Genomic DNA, 19,649 nt, shown 5'->3' on the forward strand with positions numbered 1-19,649 from the left:
GGGAAACACTCAACGTAAAAAGTCACTACGTTCTACGAGAATCAGCGTAGGCGAAGTAACAACACTTACAAACGGTTCTATCTCTCTTAAAAAGTGATTAAAACCAGCAACATGCTTGTAATCAAACGGCTTCAAAATAGCGGTTTGAACGGCATCAAAATAAGGCGAGAGTGTAGTGGTAAATAAGTACGCTGACGAATGAGAAATTGTATGGAGAAAGCGACCTTCAGATAAATTCAACTAATAACCAAAAATGTGGGGGTGCCTTTACCTCATAACTAAAAACAGCGACAATATGCAGCGCATGTCAAACTGAAGTACAAACTCGACGATGACCCACGAATACCAAGACTTAATCACCATTTTTAATGACACCTTTTTAGAACAATTTAATACGAAATTAGAGTTAGGTGGTGATGAGCCTATTTATCTTCCTGCTGATGATGAACACCCTCATCATCGGATTATTTTTGCTCGGGGTTTTTACGCCTCTGCTTTACACGAGATTTCGCATTGGTGTGTGGCTGGTCCAGAGCGTCGTTTGCTGGAAGATTTTGGTTATTGGTATGAACCTGATGGGCGAACAGCAGAAGTTCAAGAGGAGTTTGAGAAAGTTGAAGTGCGACCTCAAGCTTATGAATGGATTCTGGCACAAAGCGCTGGCTTCCCTTTTACGGTGAGTTGTGACAATCTACACGGCGATTTTGAACCAGATAGGCTCGGCTTTATGAAAAAAGTGCATAAAGAAGTGCTAGGTATTTTGGACGTTGGCTTGCCTTTGCGAGTGAAAATGCTTTCTGATGCCCTGCGCGCATTTTATCAAACTAAGCCACTGGAAGCGTCGGACTTTTGCGTTAAATAACCACTAATAACCTCAGAGATACACCATGATTATTGAATTTGAAGAAAAACTACTGGAACTGATTGATGCTCGAATTGAAACAGCATCTGACGATGAATTGTTTGCTGGTGGTTATTTACGTGGTCACATCTCTTTATCCGCGGCGTCTTGTGAAGAAGAAGGGATTAGCGATATTACTGAGCTGAAGTCACGCATTGAGAGCAGCTTAGAAAATGCGCGTACCGAGTTAAGCCCGGCCGATCGCGTGATTGTCAGTGATTTGTGGCAAGAGCTCCAGGCTCAGGCTTAGTCCCTAAGCAGCGTTCTCCCTTTATTTAATCCTAGTCATTTACTACTTCGAAAAATTCGAACCTCTCCATAAAATTTTTGTGGTTGTAGCGAAACTGTTCAACTTTTATTCTGATCAGCATAAAACGTGAACAAAGGATTACAACCATGAAAATTGTCGCATTTGGTGCATCTACCAGCTCTACCTCAATCAACAAACTACTTGCTACATACGCAGCAAATCAAGTCGAAGGCGCTCAAGTGAATGTTCTAGACTTAAACGATTATCAAGCGCCAATGTTTAGCGAGGACAAAGAGAAAGAAATAGGTCAAGCTGAAGGGGCTGTCGCGTTTTTACGTGACTTGGCGGAGGCTGACGCTCTCGTTGTCTCCTTCGCAGAGCACAACGGTTCGTACCCAGCGGCCTATAAAAACTTGTTCGATTGGGCGACGCGCATTGAGCGTAATGTATTTCAAAACAAACCTGTCGTTTATTTAGCAACTTCCCCAGGTCCCAGTGGTGCGCAAAGTGTTCTTGCGGCGGCGACAGGTTCTGCACAATTTTTTGGCGCGGATGTAAAGGCATCGTTATCTGTGCCGAGCTTCTACGAAAATTTTGACGTGGAATCGGGTAAGGTTGTAAACCCAGAAGTGGCAGAGCAAGTGAAACAGGCAGTTGCACTGCTGAAGTAATCTCAGTACGAGCGACTTAATGAGTTAGCGATTCCCGACACGTATCTGTGTCGGGAATCAAAACAGAGAATACTCTTACAGCTCGGTAATGGCTTTGCCTTTTCTTAGTTTACGAAACCACATTCGACTTGGGTGAAGTTCGGTCAATACATCAACCGGTAATGGCAGCGGGTCCCCACAGATCTGGGAGGCCAACACTTCAGCTAATAATGGTGCAGAGCTCAGTCCACGAGATCCTAAACCTAAGAAGCAGAATAGGTTAGGGTACTGATGAATGGTTTCTACCTCTTCTTCTTTTTGATTTTGTAAGTTGGCGTATTGCGTTTTGATCGTCTCAAAGTCACCCACATTTCCGACAAATGGTAAGTGATCTCGGCTAACACAACGAATACCTTGGCGAGATTGATTACCAGTGATATCTACCTCTTTTGCCCATGTTTGATTCGGTACACATTTCACTAGCTTTTCCGCATTATCTTTTTGGGCGTTTTCATCAAATTCGTAGTCAAGGTGACTGCGGTCGTAGCTTGCACCGATACACAAGTGTTGATTACTTGGGTTAACAGGTGTCATGTAACCGTCGTAACACAACACCGTTTTCAGCTGACTCAGCGTTTCGGTTGCTGGCGCATGACTGACTTGTCCTTTCACTTGTCCCATTGGTAGGGAAGCGGTTTGACTCAATGTCTGGAACTCATGGCCGTTCGCAATTACAACCGTTGAGTGCTCAAATGTTTGACCACTCGCCGTTAGTAGCCAGAGCTGACGCTTTTCATCCCAATCTAATGCCTCAACAAGATGTTCAAACTTCGTTGAGAGTAACGACGTCTTCTCCAATTGTTTAATTAACCCACGCGTTAACTCGGCAGGGCACAGCCACCCTCCCATTGGGTAGTGCACAGACGCCATATCAATAGGTAACCCGATAGTGTTCGCAGTTTCCTCGGCGGACAGCTTTTGAATGAGCTCTGGAGTGAAGTTACCCGCAAGTATTTTCTCCAGTTTGTCTGTGGATTTGTCATCCCACATCAACTGAGTTACGCCACACCATCCATGATCAAAATCGATCTCTTGTGCTGCTTGTTCAACAAACTGACGTGCGAACAAAAATGCAGGAGCAAACACTCGTGAAACACCCGTGTGCGGGCCATTAAGCAGTGGATAAACGGCTCCTTGTCGATTGCCTGAAGCTCCTTTGGCTGGTTGTTTGTCTTTACAGTAAAGGGTGACGTTTTGGCCACGACGAACTAACGTTTTCGCTAACGCCGCGCTGGCTATACCACCACCAATGATGGCAATCGAATCAAGATTGCTAGATGCTGAGCGATTGAACCAAGGGAGATGGTTCGACTGCTTTTCACGTTGCTCCATAGAGCCGGCGATCATTTCTCGCTTAGTGCCGAAACCTTTCACCTTTTTCATTGTAAAGCCAGCTTCGTTCAAACCACGACGTACAAAGCCTGCTGCGGTAAACGTGGCAACTGTACAATCTTGCTTGGCTAGCTTTGCCATGTTGTTGAACAGGCCTTGGTTCCACATTTCTGGGTTTTTGCTTGGCGCGAATCCATCTAAGAACCAAGTATCAATCAAACCTTGTTCGTTGTATGGAACTTGCGGCATGCAGTCTTTAATGTCACCAAACCAAAGGTCGAGTGTGATTGCGCCGTCTTCTAAAACAATGCGATGACACTCCGGCACAGCGGCAGGGTAGTGCTTTTGTAACTTTTCCGCGTACTCAGCTAGCTCAGGCCAAGCTTCATGCGCCTTCTTTAAATCGGCTTTGCTTAATGGGTATTTTTCAAAGCTAATAAAATGCAGCTCTTTCAATGTTGCGTCCGGATGCTGACGACGAAACTCACTAAACCACTGGCATACTGCTAAGAAGTTTAATCCCGTGCCAAATCCTGTTTCACCAATGACAAAACGTCTTTGGTCAAATTCCTGCCATCTTTCTGGGAGATGATTTTGTTTTAAGAAAACGTAGCGTGTCTCTTCAAGACCGTTTACGTTAGAGAAGTAAACATCATCAAATTGGTCTGAAACCGGAGTACCAGCTTCGTTCCAACCAAGTTCTGCGTTTTTTATTGAAGTCATAATGGTGCAAATTTGTGATTTGGCGCGGTAAGAATGGGGCGATTGTACGAATTTATGGGAAAGCTGACCACTTTTGTTGACTATCTTAGTTATCATCTAGCGGATTTTTGAATTATAGGAATGTCATAATGAAACGAGTCGTAATCACCGGTATGGGTATTGTTTCAAGTATCGGTAACAACGTCGAAGAAGTTCTAGCGTCTCTTAAAGCGGGCAAATCTGGCATCACTGCATCTGAGCAGTTCAAAGAACACGGTCTTCGTTCGCAAGTATGGGGTGACCTAAAAATCAACCCGGCGGAACACATCGACCGTAAGCAGATGCGCTTTATGGGTGATGCGGCTGCTTATGCATACCTATCAATGGAGCAGGCAATCGCAGACGCTGGTCTTACAGAAGAGCAGGTTTCAAACGATCGTACCGGTATCGTTGCAGGTTCTGGCGGTGCTTCTGCATACAATCAAACGGTAGCGACAGACACGATGCGCGCCAAAGGCGTAAAGCGAGTTGGTCCTTACATGGTTCCTCGTACTATGTCTTCTACTGTTTCTGCTTGTCTTGCTACGCCATTTAAGATTCGTGGCGTGAACTACTCAATGAGCTCTGCATGTGCAACATCTGCACACTGTATCGGCCATGCTATGGAGCTTATTCAACTAGGCAAACAAGATATTGTTTTTGCTGGTGGCGGCGAAGAGCTAGATTGGTCTCAAACTATGATGTTTGATGCGATGGGCGCACTGTCAACCAAATACAATGACACGCCAGACAAAGCATCTCGTACATACGATGCAGACCGTGACGGTTTTGTTATCTCGGGCGGCGGCGGCATGCTGGTTATTGAAGAACTAGAGCACGCACTGGCACGTGGTGCGAAAATCTACGGTGAAATCGTAGGTTACGGTGCGACATCAGATGGCTACGACATGGTAGCGCCATCAGGTGAAGGCGCAATTCGTTGTATGAAGATGGCGATGCAAGACGTTGATGGTGTGGATTACATCAACACGCACGGCACATCGACACCAGTTGGTGACGTGAAAGAGCTTGGTGCTATCCAACAATTGTTTGGTGAGAACAGCCCTGCAATCTCTGCAACAAAAGCAATGACTGGCCACGCACTCGGCGCAGCGGGCGTGCACGAAGCAATTTACTCAACACTTATGCTAGACAAAAACTTCATTGCTCCAAGCATCAATATTTCAAACTTGGACGAAGCAGCACAAGGTCTGGACATCGTGACAGAAGCACGTGATGCAGAGCTAACGACCGTAATGTCAAACAGCTTTGGCTTTGGCGGCACAAACGCAACTTTGGTTATTAAAAAGTACCAAGGTTAACTGAATTTGTTGGCGCCTTGCGAGAGTACTGTAAACGCCAACAATCCAGTTTCCAGAGCTTGATCAGTCACACTGATCGAACAGACGCAGACTCTATCCCATGGAGAGCGGGATAGGATCCTTTTGTTCTGGAACTTTGCCCGGCTATTTAGCCGGGCTTTTTCTTTTCTCTGTTTCTGCTTTTCTCTAGGCTTCCCGTCAATCGATTCTATAGGAGTTACCTCCTTGAGGTTTATTGGTGTTATATCTTGAGATTTTTCGGGAAAAGGGCACAATCGCTTTAGTTTCGCATCTTGCGAATAAACGAACTCTTACAAATGGATGTTAGAACGCTGGCGCTATGAAAATTATTGTTGATGAAAATATGCCGTATGCTGAAGAACTATTCAGCCAACTCGGTAACGTAATTCTAAAACCAGGTCGTACACTGACCGCCGATGATTTAGTGGATGTTGATGCCCTAATGATTCGCTCAGTCACCAAAGTGAATGCTGACCTGATCAGCAAAGCAAACAAGCTGAAGTTTGTTGGTACGGCCACGGCAGGCATGGATCATGTTGACCAAGCACTCTTAAAAGAGAAAGGCATTTTCTTCACTGCGGCGCCAGGGTGTAACAAAGTGGGTGTGGCGGAATACGCGTTCAGCGTGATGATGGTGCTCGCTCAGCAACAAGGTTTCTCGGTATTTGACAAGACGGTAGGTATTATTGGTGCAGGCCAAGTAGGTAGCTACCTAGAGAAATGTTTGAAAGGCATGGGTATTAAAGTTCTCATCAATGACCCATTCAAACAAGAGGCTGGTGATCCTCGTAGCTTTACTCCGTTGACAGAACTGATTGAAAGCTCAGACATCATTACACTACATACGCCAATCACCAAAGATGGCCCATACCCAACGCATCATTTGATTGATGAGAAGGTATTAAATGGTCTCCGCAGCGATCAAATTTTGATTAACGCGGCTCGAGGTCCCATCGTTGACAACGCTGCTTTGAAGCAACGTCTTTTGAAAAACGATGGCTTTACAGCGGCACTTGACGTATTTGAATTTGAACCAGAGGTTGATATGGAGCTTCTGCCTCTGCTAGCATTCGCAACCCCTCACGTTGCAGGCTATGGTCTGGAAGGGAAAGCTCGCGGTACGACGATGATTTTCAACAGCTATTGTGAGTTCTTAAATAACGAATTACGTGCGCATGCCAGCGATTTACTGCCAACCGCGCCTGTTCCTACTATGGTATTGGACAGAGCTTGGGACGAAGCAACACTGCATAACATAACGCAGTTAATCTATGATGTGCGTAGAGATGACGCTCTTTTCCGCCGTGAAATCAGTAAGCCAGGCGCTTTTGACCTGATGCGTAAAAACTACTGGGATCGCCGTGAATACAGCGCTGTCACGCTAGTGGGTAACAAAACATGTAACCTTGCTCCATTAGCAGAACTAGGTTTTCAGATTGAGGTAAGTCAATGAGCCAGCAATATAATGTTGCCATTTTAGGTGCGACCGGTGCGGTCGGTGAAACAATTTTGGATGTGCTTCAAGAGCGCAAATTCCCAGTAGGCGAAATCTTCCTACTCGCGAGTGAGCGCAGCGAAGGCAAGACTTACCGCTTCAATGGTAAAACGGTACGCGTTCAAAACGTAGAAGAGTTCGATTGGTCTCAAGCGCATATCGCACTGTTTTCTGCTGGTGGTGAGCTATCAGCCAAGTGGGCTCCAATTGCCGCTGATGAAGGCGTGATTGTTATCGACAATACATCACACTTCCGTTACGAGTACGACATTCCTCTTGTTGTGCCAGAAGTAAACCCAGAAGCGATTGCAGAGTTTCGTAACCGTAACATCATTGCGAACCCGAACTGTTCAACCATCCAAATGTTGGTGGCACTAAAACCAATTCACGATGCGGTGGGCATTGAGCGTATTAACGTATCAACCTACCAATCGGTATCTGGTGCAGGCAAAGCGGGTATTGATGAGCTAGCAGGTCAAACGGCGAAGCTGCTAAACGGTCTGCCTGCAGACAAGAAGCAATTCTCTCAACAGATCGCGTTTAACTGTATTCCACAAATCGATCAGATGATGGAAAACGGCTACACCAAAGAAGAAATGAAAATGGTGTGGGAAACACAGAAGATCTTTAACGATCCATCAATCACAGTCAATCCAACGTGTGTACGTGTTCCTGTATTCTACGGTCACGCAGAAGCACTTCACATTGAGACTCGTTCACCTATCGATGCACAAGAAGTTGTTAACTTGCTTGAGCAAACAGACGGTATCGAAGTGTTCCACGGTGAAGACTTCCCTACACAAGTTCGCGATGCGGGCGGTAAAGACCATGTAATGGTTGGCCGTATCCGTAACGATATCAGCCATCATAGCGGCGTAAACCTGTGGGTTGTTGCTGATAACGTGCGTAAAGGCGCGGCAACTAACGCGGTGCAAATCGCAGAAGTTCTGATCCGCGATTACTACTAAGTCGCTTACAGTTCATTTCAAAGCCTCGCACAGTGCGAGGCTTTTTTGTACGAACGAAACAAAATAGTGTGAGATTAGTACGAATATGGCGAGAGCCACACATTTTTTATTCTCAACGCTATAGTTTTGCATGCGATATCCGATATATTTAACCGATCACCATTTCAAATTGTATTTAGCACAAAACTGAGCCTTCTATGCGTCAAAATTATAAGCGTTTGTTAGCAGCCCTTGTGTTGATGAGCGCGACTCAGACATCATCAGTGGTTCAAGCCGAAGGAATTCGTCTTGTTGGACCGTCTGGTGAAGTGCAATCATCTCCGAGCTATGCTGAAGATATTGAGCGAGCATTACCTGCTCCTCCTGCGAATACTCAACCGTCACGTTTCTTTGGTCCGACTGGTGAAAATCAAACACTATGGTCGATCGCTTCAGAATTACGACCTTCACGCGGTGTTACCGTTCAACAAACGCTTCTTGCCATTTACCGAATTAACCCTCAAGCGTTTGAGAACCAAAACATTCATGAATTGATCCCAGGGAGTCGGCTACGAGTACCTTCTTTAGAGCAAGTGCAAAGCGCGACCACAGCGCAAGCTGTTGCGATTATGAAGGCGCATGAAGCTAAGTTAAAACAGCCGAAGCCGACAAATAGAGCGACGCCAGCACAACGAGTCACCGAGCAACCAAAGCCACAAATTAAAGTAGAACCCAAGTCTGCGACTAAGCCAGAGACAGTGGCAGCAACGGAGCCAAAACCAACTCCGAAAACAATACCCGTCATCCCTGCGCCACCAGTAACCACCTCTCCGCAGGGTGAAAAGCAGGTCAGTGCGCTAAAGGACAAACTTCAAGGCTCACAAAGTGAATTAGAGTCATTAGAAGAGAAGAACCATCGTCTTCGATTGATGCTGTCAGAAGTGCAAAGCGAAGTCGAAACTTTGAAAAGCGAGTTGAATGACGAAGAACGCATTCGCTCAGAAGTCGAGAAGCTGCTTGCTGAAGAGCGCCAACGCCTTGCTGAACAACAGCGCATGCAACCAAGCACCATGGACAAAATTTTGTCTAATGGTTGGCTCGTTGGTCTTGCGGCATTAATTCCTGGTGCTTTGATTGCGTTGCTAGTTGTTATGCTTCTTGGCCGACGCTCTAAAGCGAAAGAGGAAGAAGCGGCTGCGCAGGAACAGCAAAACGTTGATCCTCTTGCGGCGCCAATCGGTTTAGCGGCGGCGGATGAGCTGGATGAAGAGCTCACGCTTGATGATGAATTGTTTGCAGATGAAGATATCAACGCACAGTCTTTACAAGAAGAGAAGTCAGATTTAGAAGAAGACGTCTTTGCTAACCTCGACGATGAAGAACTTGATTTCAATCTGGAAGGGGACGATGACCCATTTGCAGATATTGGCGATGACGGTGACCTAGATGTTGGTCTGGATGAGTTTGAGTCATCGAACAATGGTATCCAAGTCAACGGCGAAGAAAAGGCGCTTGGTTTAGAAGAAATGGAGCGAGCCTTAGATGAGGTTGCTCCAGAACTAGAAGTGCTCGATGACGATGAGTCTGGCTTCGATCTTTCGGATGATGCGAATGAGAAATCAGACTCGCTTTCAGACGACGCATTTGCCGAGTTACTTGCAGCCGATGAGCCGTCAGAAGAGTTACCAAGTGACACTGTCGACCAGGATATGCTTGATGACTTGTTTGCTGAACTTGGCAACGATGACTTCGATTTAGATACTGATGAGCCTGAGTTAAAACAGCCCGTTTCGGATGATGACTTTAGTGTAGGAGAGGCATCTGACGACGATATCGATAAGCTATTGGCCCAGTATGAACAACCGGCTAGTGAATCGGAAGTTCGAGAAGCTGACGCCAATGAAGGTCCTGTTCTAGATGAAAACAGTACAGAGCTACTCGATGAACTCATTGATTTTGATGAAGATGACACAGACGAGTTTGATCCACTAAACGAGCTAGAAGCAATCTCTGGTTTTGAAGGTGATGACTCGATCGAAGAGTTAGACGCAGATAGCACAGACTTACTGGACGAACTCATTGATGATGTTACCTCTGAACTTGATGAAGAGACTGAAGCTGATTTAGATCCGTTTGATGATCTGATTCGAGAGGACGAGAGCCCAGAGCAGAATAAATCGGAAGAGGAAGAGTTACTGAAATCACTTGGTTTTGGTGAGCCAGACGCCGACGAAAAGCCATCTCCCGTAGTTGGGTCAGAACAAACTCATGAAGATCAGGACATTGAGTCTGGGTTGGACATCGACGCTTTATTAAGTGAAAGCCAGCCAGACACGCAACAAGCTGTAGAAGATCAACCATTAACCGAGCCAGAGGCTGCCTCAGAGCCATTTAGCAGCGATGAATTTCTTGGTGATTTAGAGGACCTCTCACCAGAGAATGATCCTTTAATGAGCGAGCTAGACGACCTATTTGAGTCAGACAGTGAAGAACTTCTGCCAACAGAACAAGAAAAAGCGGATTTTTCTGCTGAACTTGACGCTCTATTTGATAGTGAAGACGATTTACCGCAGCAAGTTGAAAAAACACAAACGGAGATAGAGGAAGCTTCATCACTACAACAAGAGGCTACCGATACTGATTCAACACAAGAACCATCCGTGGAGTCCGATGCTGAGGTACAGCCTCACGTTGAGCAAGAGGAAGACATTCCAGCCTTCACGCCGACACCAAATACAATAGAAAATGAATTCGGTGTTCCACAAGAAGAAGATTGGCTACTGGATGAGCCTGAATTGGAGCCGGAAACTGAGTCGACCAACGATTCAGAAGAAGAATTCAATTTTGATGAGCTAGATCTTCCAGAATTCAGCGAAGAAGATGCTCTAGCATCTATGGCTGGCGAACCTGCGTTAGAAACGTCCGAGTCCGTTGAACCAGAACAAATTGAAGCCGACTTGCCAGCTGAGTCCGAAGAAGAGTTCAATTTTGACGAGCTGGATCTTCCTGAGTTTAGTGAAGAAGACGCATTGGCGTCCATGGCTGGCGAACCTGCGTTAGAAACGCCCGAGTCCGTTGAGCCAGAACAGGTTGAAGCAGACTTGCCAGCTGAATCAGAAGATGAATTCAATTTTGATGAGCTCGATTTGCCAGAGTTCAGTGAAGAAGATGCACTGGCGTCTATGGCTGGCGAACCTACGTTAGAAACGTCCGAGTCCGTTGAGCCAGAACAAGTTGAAGCCGACTTGCCAACTGAGTCCGAAGAAGAGTTCAATTTTGATGAGCTCGATTTGCCAGAGTTCAGTGAAGAAGATGCACTGGCGTCTATGGCTGGCGAACCTGCGTTAGAAACGTCCGAGTCCGTTGAACCAGAACAAGTTGAAGCCGACTTGCCAACTGAATCAGAAGATGAATTCAATTTTGATGAGCTAGATCTTCCTGAGTTTAGTGAAGAAGACGCATTGGCGTCTATGGCGGATGAGCCGGAGTTAGAAACGTCCGAGTCCGTTGAGCCAGAACAGGTTGAAGCAGACTTACCAGCTGAATCAGAAGATGAATTCAATTTTGATGAGCTGGATCTTCCTGAGTTTAGTGAAGAAGACGCATTGGCGTCTATGGTGGATGAGCCGGAGTTAGAAACGTCCGAGTCCATTGAACTAGAACAAGTTGAAGCCGACTTGCCAACTGAGTCCGAAGAAGAGTTCAATTTTGATGAGCTCGATTTGCCAGAGTTCAGCGAAGAAGATGCCTTGGCGTCGATGGAAGAAGAGCCAGAATTACCGAGCTCTGAGACTGCAGATATAGAACCAATCTCCGGTGAGGATGAAGAGTTAAGTTTTGACGACCAAGATCTTCCAGAGTTCAATGAGGAAGATGTTCTCGCGTCAATGAACGAGGGTGCTTCAGGGAGCCCTAAGGTTGAAGCAGAGACATCGAGACCAGCTATTCAAGCCGATAACGATCATGATGCTTTGTTTGAAGTATTTGCGCAGCAAAACGGCTTTGATACTGACCCAGAAGTGCAGCCAACAGCGACAGAGGGTGAGCCGCTCAGTAATTTGGATGATGAATCATCAATGGCTAACCTTCTTGCGGAAGACGCAAACTCAGAAGTATTTGAAGGTAAACTAGACAGTGACACCATCGCAAGTGCAGGTATGGATTTTGAAACCATGCTTGATGTTGGAGATGATTGGGATGGCTTTAAACCCGCTGCTGATAACGTAAGTTCTACTGAAGAAGTGCCTGAGGACCAGCGTGATGTTTGGAATTCGAGTGATGCACTAAGTCAGCCAGAGATCGCGCAAGAAAACTGGGCAGAGCAAAGCGACTTGGATGACTTCGACCCGAAGAAAAATCAATTTATGACGATTGATGAATTGATGGCTCAGGTCGACAGAGAAGGTGGTGAGTTCGAAGAAGAAGACCTTAAGCTCGATGTCGGATTGAACGAGTTTCCAGATGTTATCGGTGAGATCGGCGATATTGACGTAGATAGCAATGCTGAAGCGGCTGGGAAACTGGATTTGGCTAAAATCTATCTCGAGATGAACGATTCTCAAGGGGCGATTAAACTACTAGAAGAGGCGATTGTTTACGGTGAGGATGATATTCGCCGCGAAGCAAAAAGCCTGATTGACGCCATTAATGGCCGATAAACCGAAACAAAAGGGTAGCGTTTGCTACCCTTTTTGTGTCCCGTTAGTAGGATGCTACCTTTATGTCACCCTTGGTGAAACTGGCAACTTGAGGTGACTTGAGTATATACTTCCCGCCCCATTTTAGAGTTCGAAGGTTAAGATGAGAATCGCATTAGGTATCGAGTACAACGGTACAAACTACTTTGGTTGGCAGCGCCAAAGAGAAGTGAAAAGTGTCCAAGAAGAGCTAGAGAAAGCATTGTCCGTCGTCGCTAATCACCCAGTTGAAGTTCAGTGTGCTGGTCGGACAGACGCAGGCGTGCATGGCACGGGACAAGTTGTGCACTTTGATACCAACGTTACTCGAAAAATGGTAGCTTGGACCATGGGCGCAAACGCGAACATGCCGAGCGATATAGCGGTTCGTTGGGCTCAAGAAGTTTCAGATGATTTCCATGCAAGATTCTCAGCGACAGCGCGCCGTTATCGTTACATTATTTTCAATCATGCTTTACGTCCAGGCATCTTAAACTCGGGGGTTAGTCACTATCATGGTGAGCTCGACGAGAAAAAAATGCATGAAGCAGGGCAGTTCCTACTCGGCGAAAATGATTTTACGTCGTTTCGCGCGGCGCATTGTCAGTCTCGCAGTCCATTTCGAAACTTGATGCATCTGAACGTTACGCGCCATGGAAACTATGTGGTTATTGATATTAAAGCCAATGCGTTCGTGCATCATATGGTTCGTAATATCACGGGTAGCTTGATAAAAGTTGGACGTGGCGAAGAGAGTCCTGAATGGATCAAGTGGTTATTAGACGCCAAAGATCGCAAAGTAGCGGGTGCGACAGCGAAAGCGGAAGGTCTGTACCTGGTAGATGTAGACTACCCAGAAGAGTTTGGGTTACCTGAAGTGCCGATCGGTCCACTGTTTTTACCAGATAATTTGAACTAATTTTACAAACTTATTTCAAAATATCGGTAGTGTTTATATTGAATGTGAACGGAAAACATACGCTATTTACGATATCAAAAATAGGTACAACCAGTTTTTTATCTACAGTAGCTGCAAGATATGGTTTAATCCGTCGGTATTATGTCGAATTTATATCTTTCGCAATGAAGCGGAAGAGTTGAGAGAAAAGGTCTTCCATGAGTTGGCTTGAAAAGATTTTAGAGAAAAGCAATCTAGTAAGTTCACGCAAAGCTTCTATCCCAGAAGGTGTGTGGACTAAATGTACCTCTTGTGAACAGGTTTTATACCATGCTGAACTAGAGCGTAACTTAGAAGTTTGTCCAAAGTGTAACCATCACATGCGTATGAAAGCGCGTCGTCGTTTGGAAACATTTTTAGATGAAGGTAATCGAGTTGAATTAGGTTCCGAACTTGAGCCACAGGATAAACTGAAATTTAAAGATTCTAAGCGATACAAAGAGCGTATCTCTGCTGCACAAAAAAATAGCGGTGAGAAAGATGCGCTAGTTGTGATGCAGGGTGAATTGCTTGGTCTGCCGCTTGTGGCGTGTGCGTTTGAATTCTCCTTTATGGGTGGTTCAATGGGTTCAGTCGTTGGTGCTCGCTTTGTGAAAGCAGTGGATGCAGCCATTGAAAATAACTGTGCGCTTGTTTGTTTCTCAGCAAGTGGTGGTGCTCGTATGCAAGAGGCTTTAATGTCTCTTATGCAAATGGCAAAAACCAGTGCTGCGCTTGAGCGTTTATCAGAAAAAGGTCTGCCGTTTATTTCTGTTCTAACTGACCCTACAATGGGTGGTGTATCAGCAAGTTTGGCTATGTTAGGTGATATCAACATCGGTGAACCTAAGGCCCTCATTGGCTTTGCTGGTCGTCGTGTAATCGAGCAAACTGTACGTGAAGATCTTCCTGAAGGTTTCCAGCGTAGTGAGTTCCTACTTGATCACGGTGCTATTGATATGATCGTTGACCGTCGTGAAATGCGTCAGCGTGTGGGTGGTCTTATCGCTAAGATGACTAACCACAAGTCTCCTTTGGTGGTTTCGGTTAACGAATCTCCAAATGAAGAGCCATATTCTGTACCAGAAGCGGACGAAAAAGGGTAAAGTATCAACTAACATAAAAACCAAAGAATTTAATGGTTAAAGTTAGATGACCCAAAACCCAATTCCTCAAGCCACATCTTCATTAGAGATGTGGCTTGATTATTTAGCAAATATTCATTCCTCAGCAATTGATCTAGGCTTAGACCGTGTCCAAGCGGTAGCAAACAAAGCCAATCTTACCAAACCAGCTCCAACCGTAATCACCGTTGCCGGAACCAATGGCAAAGGCTCAACGTGTGCGTTAATGGAAGCCATTTTACTTGATGCTGGCTATTCAGTCGGTGTTTATAGTTCTCCGCACCTGATTCGTTACAACGAGCGTGTACGCATTAATGGCGTTGACGTTGTAGATGCCAAGCACTGTGAAGCATTCGATTATGTAGAAAAGCAGCGTGGTGATGTTAGCCTTAGCCTCTTTGAATTCGGTACGCTTGCTGCGCTACGTATTTTCCAAGTAGAGAAAGTTGACGTTGTCTTACTTGAAGTAGGACTTGGCGGCCGTCTAGACGCCACTAACGTTGTTGACCATGATGTTTCTGTTATTACGAGCTTAGCGATCGATCATGTGGATTGGCTTGGTGATGACATCAATGTTATTGGTTTTGAAAAAGCGGGCATTTACCGTTCAGGGAAGCCAGCAATTTGTGGTCAACCGACGCCACCAGCGACCGTGGCGGCTCATGCTGACGATATTGGTTCTGAGTTCTTCCAAGTAGGTATTCAGTACGATTACCAACTAACTGATAATGGTTGGAAATGGAGCAGTGGGGCATTTGAGTTAGAGGATTTACCAATCCCATCGCTACCATTACAAAATGCAGCCACTGCACTGATGGCACTAGGGGCTTCGGAATTGCAAATCACTGACATAAATATTGTCAATGGCTTGAATAATGCTCGTTTGGCGGGGCGTATGCAGGTACTGCATCACGAACCTGAAATAGTCCTTGATGTCGCTCATAACCCGCACTCTGCTGAGTATTTGGTAGAGAGAGTGAAGCAACAATATCTGGGTAAGAATATCCATATTGTGGTTGCAATGCTGCATGACAAGGACATTAAAGCAACCATTGAAGCTCTAACTCCAGTTGCAACACAATGGTATCCAGCGTCGCTTACTGGACCGAGAGCGGCGACCGCTGATGAATTGTGCCAATACTTACCTGATGGGCAAGTTCATTTTGAAAACCCTGTTGACGCCTTCGAGAGTGCGAGAAGCCACGCAAAGACAGGAGACGTTATTCTGGTGGTTGGCTCATTCCATACCGTCGGAGAGGTATTGGAACATTGGCAATCAAATAATAAATAAGTAAAGGTATTTTGATGGCAAGTAAATTCCAAAGTCGTTTAGTCGGCACCATCATTCTAGTCGCAGTCGGAGTCATTGTTCTTCCCGATGTGCTAGATGGTAAGAAACTGCACTACAAAGAAGAATTTGCCAGTATTCCTATCAAACCAGAACTTGATAGTGATGTGGAAAACTTCGAAATATTAGAGCCAGTGGAAGACGACATTACGTTACCGGATTCTCCGGTTGAAGCTGTAGTGCAAGAACGTGGGGATGCTCAAGTAGCCGTTTCTGAGCCCGAGCCAGCGCCAACATCTAAACCTGAGGTCATCAAACAACCAGAGCAAGTTGAGGTCGTCACTCGTCCTGTTCAAGAGAAAAATCAATATGAAGATTCAGCTTGGATCATTCAGTTGATGGCACTTAAGAATCACGAAAATGCTGTCGCGCTTGTCGCGGATTTGCAAAAGCGTGGTTATCAAGCTCACACAAAGAAAGAAAACGAGTTTACGAGAGTGATTGTTGGCCCTGATGTGTCAAAAAGTAAACTTGAACGACAAGTTCAAGAATTACAAAAAATTACAGGTTCAAAAGGTCAATTGCTTAAATTTAAGCCATTAAATCCATAAGAAAACGTTTGCGTCAGCATTTTTTCTGTTAAAATGCGCGCCAACTTAAGATGAAGAAAAGATGAATTGGATAGATTTTATCATTTTAGGTGTGATCGGATTTTCAGCTCTGATCAGTTTAGTTCGCGGTTTTGCTAAAGAAGCTTTGTCTTTGGTGATTTGGTTCGGAGCTTTTTTTATCTCCAGTAATTACTATGCCAAATTGGCGGTGTACTTCACCAACATCGAAGATGATATGTTTCGTAACGGAGCGGCGATTGCGGCGTTATTTGTCGCAACCTTGGTAGTTGGTGCAGTGGTGAATTACGTCATTGGTCAACTGGTACAAAAAACAGGGCTATCAGGTACGGACCGAATTCTCGGGATTGTATTTGGTGGTCTACGCGGAGTCTTAATTGTTTCTGCGGTGCTGTTTTTTATGGATGCGTTTACTGCATTCCCAAGCTCGGATTGGTGGAAAGATTCACAGTTGATCCCTGAGTTCAGCCGTATCATCGCCCCATTCTTCGAGCATTTACAAGCAACATCAAGTTTTCTGTCTGGCACTATCTAGTAGTGCCAGCTACTGTCGCAAATCGAGGATTAGGACATGTGTGGTATTGTTGGAATCGTGGGCACAACGCCTGTAAACCAGTCTATTTATGACGCGTTAACGGTGTTACAGCATCGTGGCCAAGATGCCGCTGGTATTTGTACCATAGAAAGCAATCGTTTTCGTCTGCGTAAGGCGAACGGTTTAGTCAAGGATGTATTTGAAGCAAGACACATGCAGCGCCTGCAAGGCGAGGTCGGAATTGGTCATGTTCGTTACCCTACAGCAGGCAGTTCAAGTGCTTCAGAAGCTCAACCTTTCTACGTAAACTCTCCTTTCGGTATTACACTTGCCCACAACGGTAACTTGACCAACGCTAACGAAGTTCGTCAGAAGCTGTTTGAAAAAGATCGCCGTCATATCAATACCACTTCAGACTCTGAAGTATTACTAAATGTACTGGCGCACGAAATTGACTCAGTAAAAGGAAATGTCACGACCGAAGACGTATTCCGCGCAGTCACCAATGTTCATCGCACAATTCGCGGTGCTTATGCTGTGACCGCCATGATCATTGGTCATGGTATGATTGCATTTCGTGACCCACACGGTATTCGCCCGCTGTGTTTAGGTAAGCGTGAAGTTAACGGCAGAGCAGAGTACATGGTTGCGTCTGAATCGGTGGCATTGGATGCGGTCGGTTTTGATTTCGTCCGTGATGTTGCACCTGGTGAAGCGATTTACGCAACGTTTGACGGTGAGCTTTACACGAAGCAGTGTGCAGATAATCCTAAGCTTAACCCTTGTATTTTCGAGTTCGTGTACTTTGCTCGTCCGGATTCGTTCATCGATAAAATTTCGGTATACAGCGCTCGCGTTGAAATGGGTAAAAAGCTGGGCGAACGTATTCGTGAAGATTACGCAAACCTTGATATCGATGTTGTCATTCCTATCCCTGAAACGTCTTGCGACATTGCACTGCAAATCGCTCAAGCGATCGATATCCCTTATCGCCAGGGTTTCGTGAAAAACCGTTATGTTGGACGTACGTTTATCATGCCTGGCCAGCAACAACGTAAGAAATCAGTACGTCGCAAGTTGAATGCTATTCGTTCGGAATTCAAAGGTAAGAATGTGTTGCTGGTGGATGACTCTATTGTTCGAGGTACAACGTCAGAGCAGATTATTGAGATGGCTCGTGATTCTGGTGCCAAGAAAGTGTACATGGTCTCAGCGGCTCCTGAAGTTCGTTTCCCGAACGTATACGGCATTGATATGCCAAGTGCTACAGAGCTTATTGCCCATGGCCGTGACAACGATACAATTTGTAAGCAGATTGGTGCCGATGCGCTTATTTATCAACGTCTAGAAGATTTGGTAGAGGCTGTAGGTCTTGGAAACCAAGACATTACTCAGTTCGATACTTCCGTGTTTAACGGCGAATACGTAACGGGTGATATCGACCAACAATACCTAGATTTCTTAGATGGTCTTCGTAATGATGATGCGAAAACACAACTTGAAATCCAACAGGATTTAGCAAACCTAGAGCTTCATAACGAAGGCGCATAGGATGCGCTTTCTTAAGTCGTAAAAAAACCAGAGCTTCGGCTCTGGTTTTTTTGTTTTCGCTATCTAGTTAGTGAATGTTATAAGCGATCACAAAGTCAATAAAGAGGCGAACTTTCTCTGGCAGGTGGTCTTTGTGGTTGTAAAGCATATAAATGTCGCGCGGGTTTGCACTCCAATCTGGCAGTACGCGTACCAAATCGCCGCTCTCGATGTACTCTTTGATCATTACATCTGGCATTAGTGTGATGCCTAAACCTTCGGAACAAGCGCTGCGCACCACATTGAGCGCGTTTGCTTGAAAACGACCACGATCAACATTCACCACAGACTCGCCTTTGCTATTAATCAAGGTCCACTTAATAAGTGGGTACCCTTTTAGCAATGAATGGTTAGATAGCTCTTCTGCATGGTGTGGCGCAGGATTCGAGGTTAGATAGTCAGGGCTTGCAACGAGAATATCCTTCACTTCGCCAATCTTACGCGCGATGAGGCTAGAGTCGCGTTGCGGTCCCACTCGAAAAATTACATCCCATTCAGTAGGGTCAAGCTTGTCCGCATTATTCTCTGTCGTTAGCTCAATGTTGATGTCCGGGTACTGCTTCATAAAGCTGTTGAACATCGGCATCATCATTCGTTTAGTTAAGTTGTAAGGCGCGGATATCTTAATCTTGCCGGATGCTCCTCGGCAGTCGTCAGTGATTTCCTCTGCTGCGGTTGTTAGCCTTTGTAGTAAAGGAGAGCACTCATGGTAAAAACGTTCCCCTGCTTCAGTGAGCGAGAGTTTGCGAGCATGACGGTTCAATAGTCGAAGATTGACAGAGTCTTCTAGCGCTTGAATGCGTCGGGTGATGGTCGCAACCGGGATCATGGTTTTTCGCGAAGTTGCGGTGTAGCTCCCATTTTCGACAACCAGTCGAAACAGGTTTAAGTCATCTAATTTCATATTTCCAGACACATTAAATTACCGATTACGGTTAATTTATAATTAACTTTGTGATCAAAGCTTGCTTTAAGTCAACATGTTGCATCATTTGAACACAGCAACCCTGTTTGAGTAAATACTGTTATACGCCGTAATATTTGTATTAATGCAGTTTCCGAGCTAAGTTTTATAACAAGGCGAAGCGGCCTCAGGTCTTGCTGTGACACGTTTTGCTGGAAGTAAACACAACAAAAATAATGACTTAATA

Annotated in this window: 15 protein-coding genes; 13 read left to right on the top strand and 2 right to left on the bottom strand. The window is 45.4% G+C overall.

All coding sequences use genetic code 11. The annotated features are described in order from the left end of the window. Positions 1-331 precede the first annotated feature (331 nt). The 3 genes from R7Z49_RS09440 to R7Z49_RS09450 all read left to right on the top strand — a co-directional run bounded on the left by R7Z49_RS09440 (position 332) and on the right by R7Z49_RS09450 (position 1,822). Positions 332-862 (top strand): elongation factor P hydroxylase, encoded by a 531-nt coding sequence (locus R7Z49_RS09440; RefSeq protein WP_186584747.1) that lies wholly within the window; start codon positions 332-334, stop codon positions 860-862. A gap of 25 nt (positions 863-887) precedes the next feature. Further along, a complete protein-coding gene (locus R7Z49_RS09445; RefSeq protein WP_017635933.1) occupies positions 888-1,151 on the top strand; it encodes a YfcL family protein in 264 nt (87 codons plus the stop codon). Between the two features lie 146 nt (positions 1,152-1,297). Then, complete coding sequence (locus R7Z49_RS09450) at positions 1,298-1,822, top strand: NADPH-dependent FMN reductase (RefSeq protein ID WP_149192448.1); 525 nt, start codon at positions 1,298-1,300, stop codon at positions 1,820-1,822. A gap of 75 nt (positions 1,823-1,897) precedes the next feature. Here R7Z49_RS09450 and mnmC read toward each other — a convergent pair whose 3' ends face one another. After that, positions 1,898-3,916, bottom strand: coding sequence for a bifunctional tRNA (5-methylaminomethyl-2-thiouridine)(34)-methyltransferase MnmD/FAD-dependent 5-carboxymethylaminomethyl-2-thiouridine(34) oxidoreductase MnmC (mnmC, locus tag R7Z49_RS09455; protein WP_318111583.1), 2,019 nt, complete (start codon positions 3,914-3,916; stop codon positions 1,898-1,900). Between the two features lie 128 nt (positions 3,917-4,044). On the opposite strand from mnmC, the gene fabB reads away from it, so the two are divergent. The 10 genes from fabB to purF all read left to right on the top strand — a co-directional run bounded on the left by fabB (position 4,045) and on the right by purF (position 18,459). Next, positions 4,045-5,256 carry a beta-ketoacyl-ACP synthase I gene (gene fabB, locus R7Z49_RS09460; RefSeq protein WP_005380557.1) on the top strand — a complete coding sequence of 404 codons (1,212 nt, stop codon included), beginning with the start codon at positions 4,045-4,047 and terminating at the stop codon, positions 5,254-5,256. Positions 5,257-5,596: 340 nt separating this feature from the next. Continuing rightward, positions 5,597-6,730: a 4-phosphoerythronate dehydrogenase gene (locus R7Z49_RS09465; protein ID WP_005380560.1), complete on the top strand. Its 1,134-nt coding sequence runs from the start codon at positions 5,597-5,599 to the stop codon at positions 6,728-6,730. Beyond that, positions 6,727-7,740, top strand: coding sequence for an aspartate-semialdehyde dehydrogenase (locus R7Z49_RS09470; protein ID WP_005380562.1), 1,014 nt, complete (start codon positions 6,727-6,729; stop codon positions 7,738-7,740). Before R7Z49_RS09465 ends, R7Z49_RS09470 begins: the two co-directional genes overlap by 4 nt. Before the next feature lie 197 nt (positions 7,741-7,937). Continuing rightward, a complete protein-coding gene (locus R7Z49_RS09475) occupies positions 7,938-12,377 on the top strand; it encodes a FimV/HubP family polar landmark protein (protein ID WP_258489233.1) in 4,440 nt (1,479 codons plus the stop codon). A gap of 142 nt (positions 12,378-12,519) precedes the next feature. Further along, positions 12,520-13,314, top strand: coding sequence for a tRNA pseudouridine(38-40) synthase TruA (gene truA, locus R7Z49_RS09480; RefSeq protein ID WP_017820799.1), 795 nt, complete (start codon positions 12,520-12,522; stop codon positions 13,312-13,314). A gap of 197 nt (positions 13,315-13,511) precedes the next feature. Next, the gene (gene accD, locus R7Z49_RS09485; protein ID WP_005380583.1) at positions 13,512-14,438 is read left to right on the top strand and encodes an acetyl-CoA carboxylase, carboxyltransferase subunit beta; all 927 of its coding nucleotides are present in this window, start codon (positions 13,512-13,514) and stop codon (positions 14,436-14,438) included. A gap of 46 nt (positions 14,439-14,484) precedes the next feature. Then, the gene (gene folC, locus R7Z49_RS09490; RefSeq protein WP_017820798.1) at positions 14,485-15,747 is read left to right on the top strand and encodes a bifunctional tetrahydrofolate synthase/dihydrofolate synthase; all 1,263 of its coding nucleotides are present in this window, start codon (positions 14,485-14,487) and stop codon (positions 15,745-15,747) included. A gap of 14 nt (positions 15,748-15,761) precedes the next feature. Further along, positions 15,762-16,355: an SPOR domain-containing protein gene (locus R7Z49_RS09495; RefSeq protein ID WP_318111584.1), complete on the top strand. Its 594-nt coding sequence runs from the start codon at positions 15,762-15,764 to the stop codon at positions 16,353-16,355. Positions 16,356-16,416: 61 nt separating this feature from the next. Then, a complete protein-coding gene (locus R7Z49_RS09500) occupies positions 16,417-16,908 on the top strand; it encodes a CvpA family protein (protein WP_005380590.1) in 492 nt (163 codons plus the stop codon). Between the two features lie 36 nt (positions 16,909-16,944). Next, positions 16,945-18,459: an amidophosphoribosyltransferase gene (gene purF / locus R7Z49_RS09505; protein ID WP_005380592.1), complete on the top strand. Its 1,515-nt coding sequence runs from the start codon at positions 16,945-16,947 to the stop codon at positions 18,457-18,459. 67 nt (positions 18,460-18,526) lie between these two features. On the opposite strand, the gene R7Z49_RS09510 is transcribed toward purF, so the two are convergent. Next, positions 18,527-19,402 carry a LysR family transcriptional regulator gene (locus R7Z49_RS09510; RefSeq protein WP_005384959.1) on the bottom strand — a complete coding sequence of 292 codons (876 nt, stop codon included), beginning with the start codon at positions 19,400-19,402 and terminating at the stop codon, positions 18,527-18,529. Positions 19,403-19,649: the final 247 nt, after the last annotated feature.

This window comes from Vibrio sp. 1562 (genome assembly GCF_033340155.1).
Classification (GTDB): domain Bacteria; phylum Pseudomonadota; class Gammaproteobacteria; order Enterobacterales; family Vibrionaceae; genus Vibrio; species Vibrio alginolyticus.

Bases quoted from the DNA above. Each gene is read 5' to 3' on its own strand.
- R7Z49_RS09440 (WP_186584747.1), top strand. From the start codon at position 332: ATGACCCACGAATACCAAGACTTAATCACCATTTTTAATGACACCTTT.
- R7Z49_RS09445 (WP_017635933.1), top strand. From the start codon at position 888: ATGATTATTGAATTTGAAGAAAAACTACTGGAACTGATTGATGCTCGA.
- R7Z49_RS09450 (WP_149192448.1), top strand. From the start codon at position 1,298: ATGAAAATTGTCGCATTTGGTGCATCTACCAGCTCTACCTCAATCAAC.
- mnmC (WP_318111583.1), bottom strand. From the start codon at position 3,916: ATGACTTCAATAAAAAACGCAGAACTTGGTTGGAACGAAGCTGGTACT.
- fabB (WP_005380557.1), top strand. From the start codon at position 4,045: ATGAAACGAGTCGTAATCACCGGTATGGGTATTGTTTCAAGTATCGGT.
- R7Z49_RS09465 (WP_005380560.1), top strand. From the start codon at position 5,597: ATGAAAATTATTGTTGATGAAAATATGCCGTATGCTGAAGAACTATTC.
- R7Z49_RS09470 (WP_005380562.1), top strand. From the start codon at position 6,727: ATGAGCCAGCAATATAATGTTGCCATTTTAGGTGCGACCGGTGCGGTC.
- R7Z49_RS09475 (WP_258489233.1), top strand. From the start codon at position 7,938: ATGCGTCAAAATTATAAGCGTTTGTTAGCAGCCCTTGTGTTGATGAGC.
- truA (WP_017820799.1), top strand. From the start codon at position 12,520: ATGAGAATCGCATTAGGTATCGAGTACAACGGTACAAACTACTTTGGT.
- accD (WP_005380583.1), top strand. From the start codon at position 13,512: ATGAGTTGGCTTGAAAAGATTTTAGAGAAAAGCAATCTAGTAAGTTCA.
- folC (WP_017820798.1), top strand. From the start codon at position 14,485: ATGACCCAAAACCCAATTCCTCAAGCCACATCTTCATTAGAGATGTGG.
- R7Z49_RS09495 (WP_318111584.1), top strand. From the start codon at position 15,762: ATGGCAAGTAAATTCCAAAGTCGTTTAGTCGGCACCATCATTCTAGTC.
- R7Z49_RS09500 (WP_005380590.1), top strand. From the start codon at position 16,417: ATGAATTGGATAGATTTTATCATTTTAGGTGTGATCGGATTTTCAGCT.
- purF (WP_005380592.1), top strand. From the start codon at position 16,945: ATGTGTGGTATTGTTGGAATCGTGGGCACAACGCCTGTAAACCAGTCT.
- R7Z49_RS09510 (WP_005384959.1), bottom strand. From the start codon at position 19,402: ATGAAATTAGATGACTTAAACCTGTTTCGACTGGTTGTCGAAAATGGG.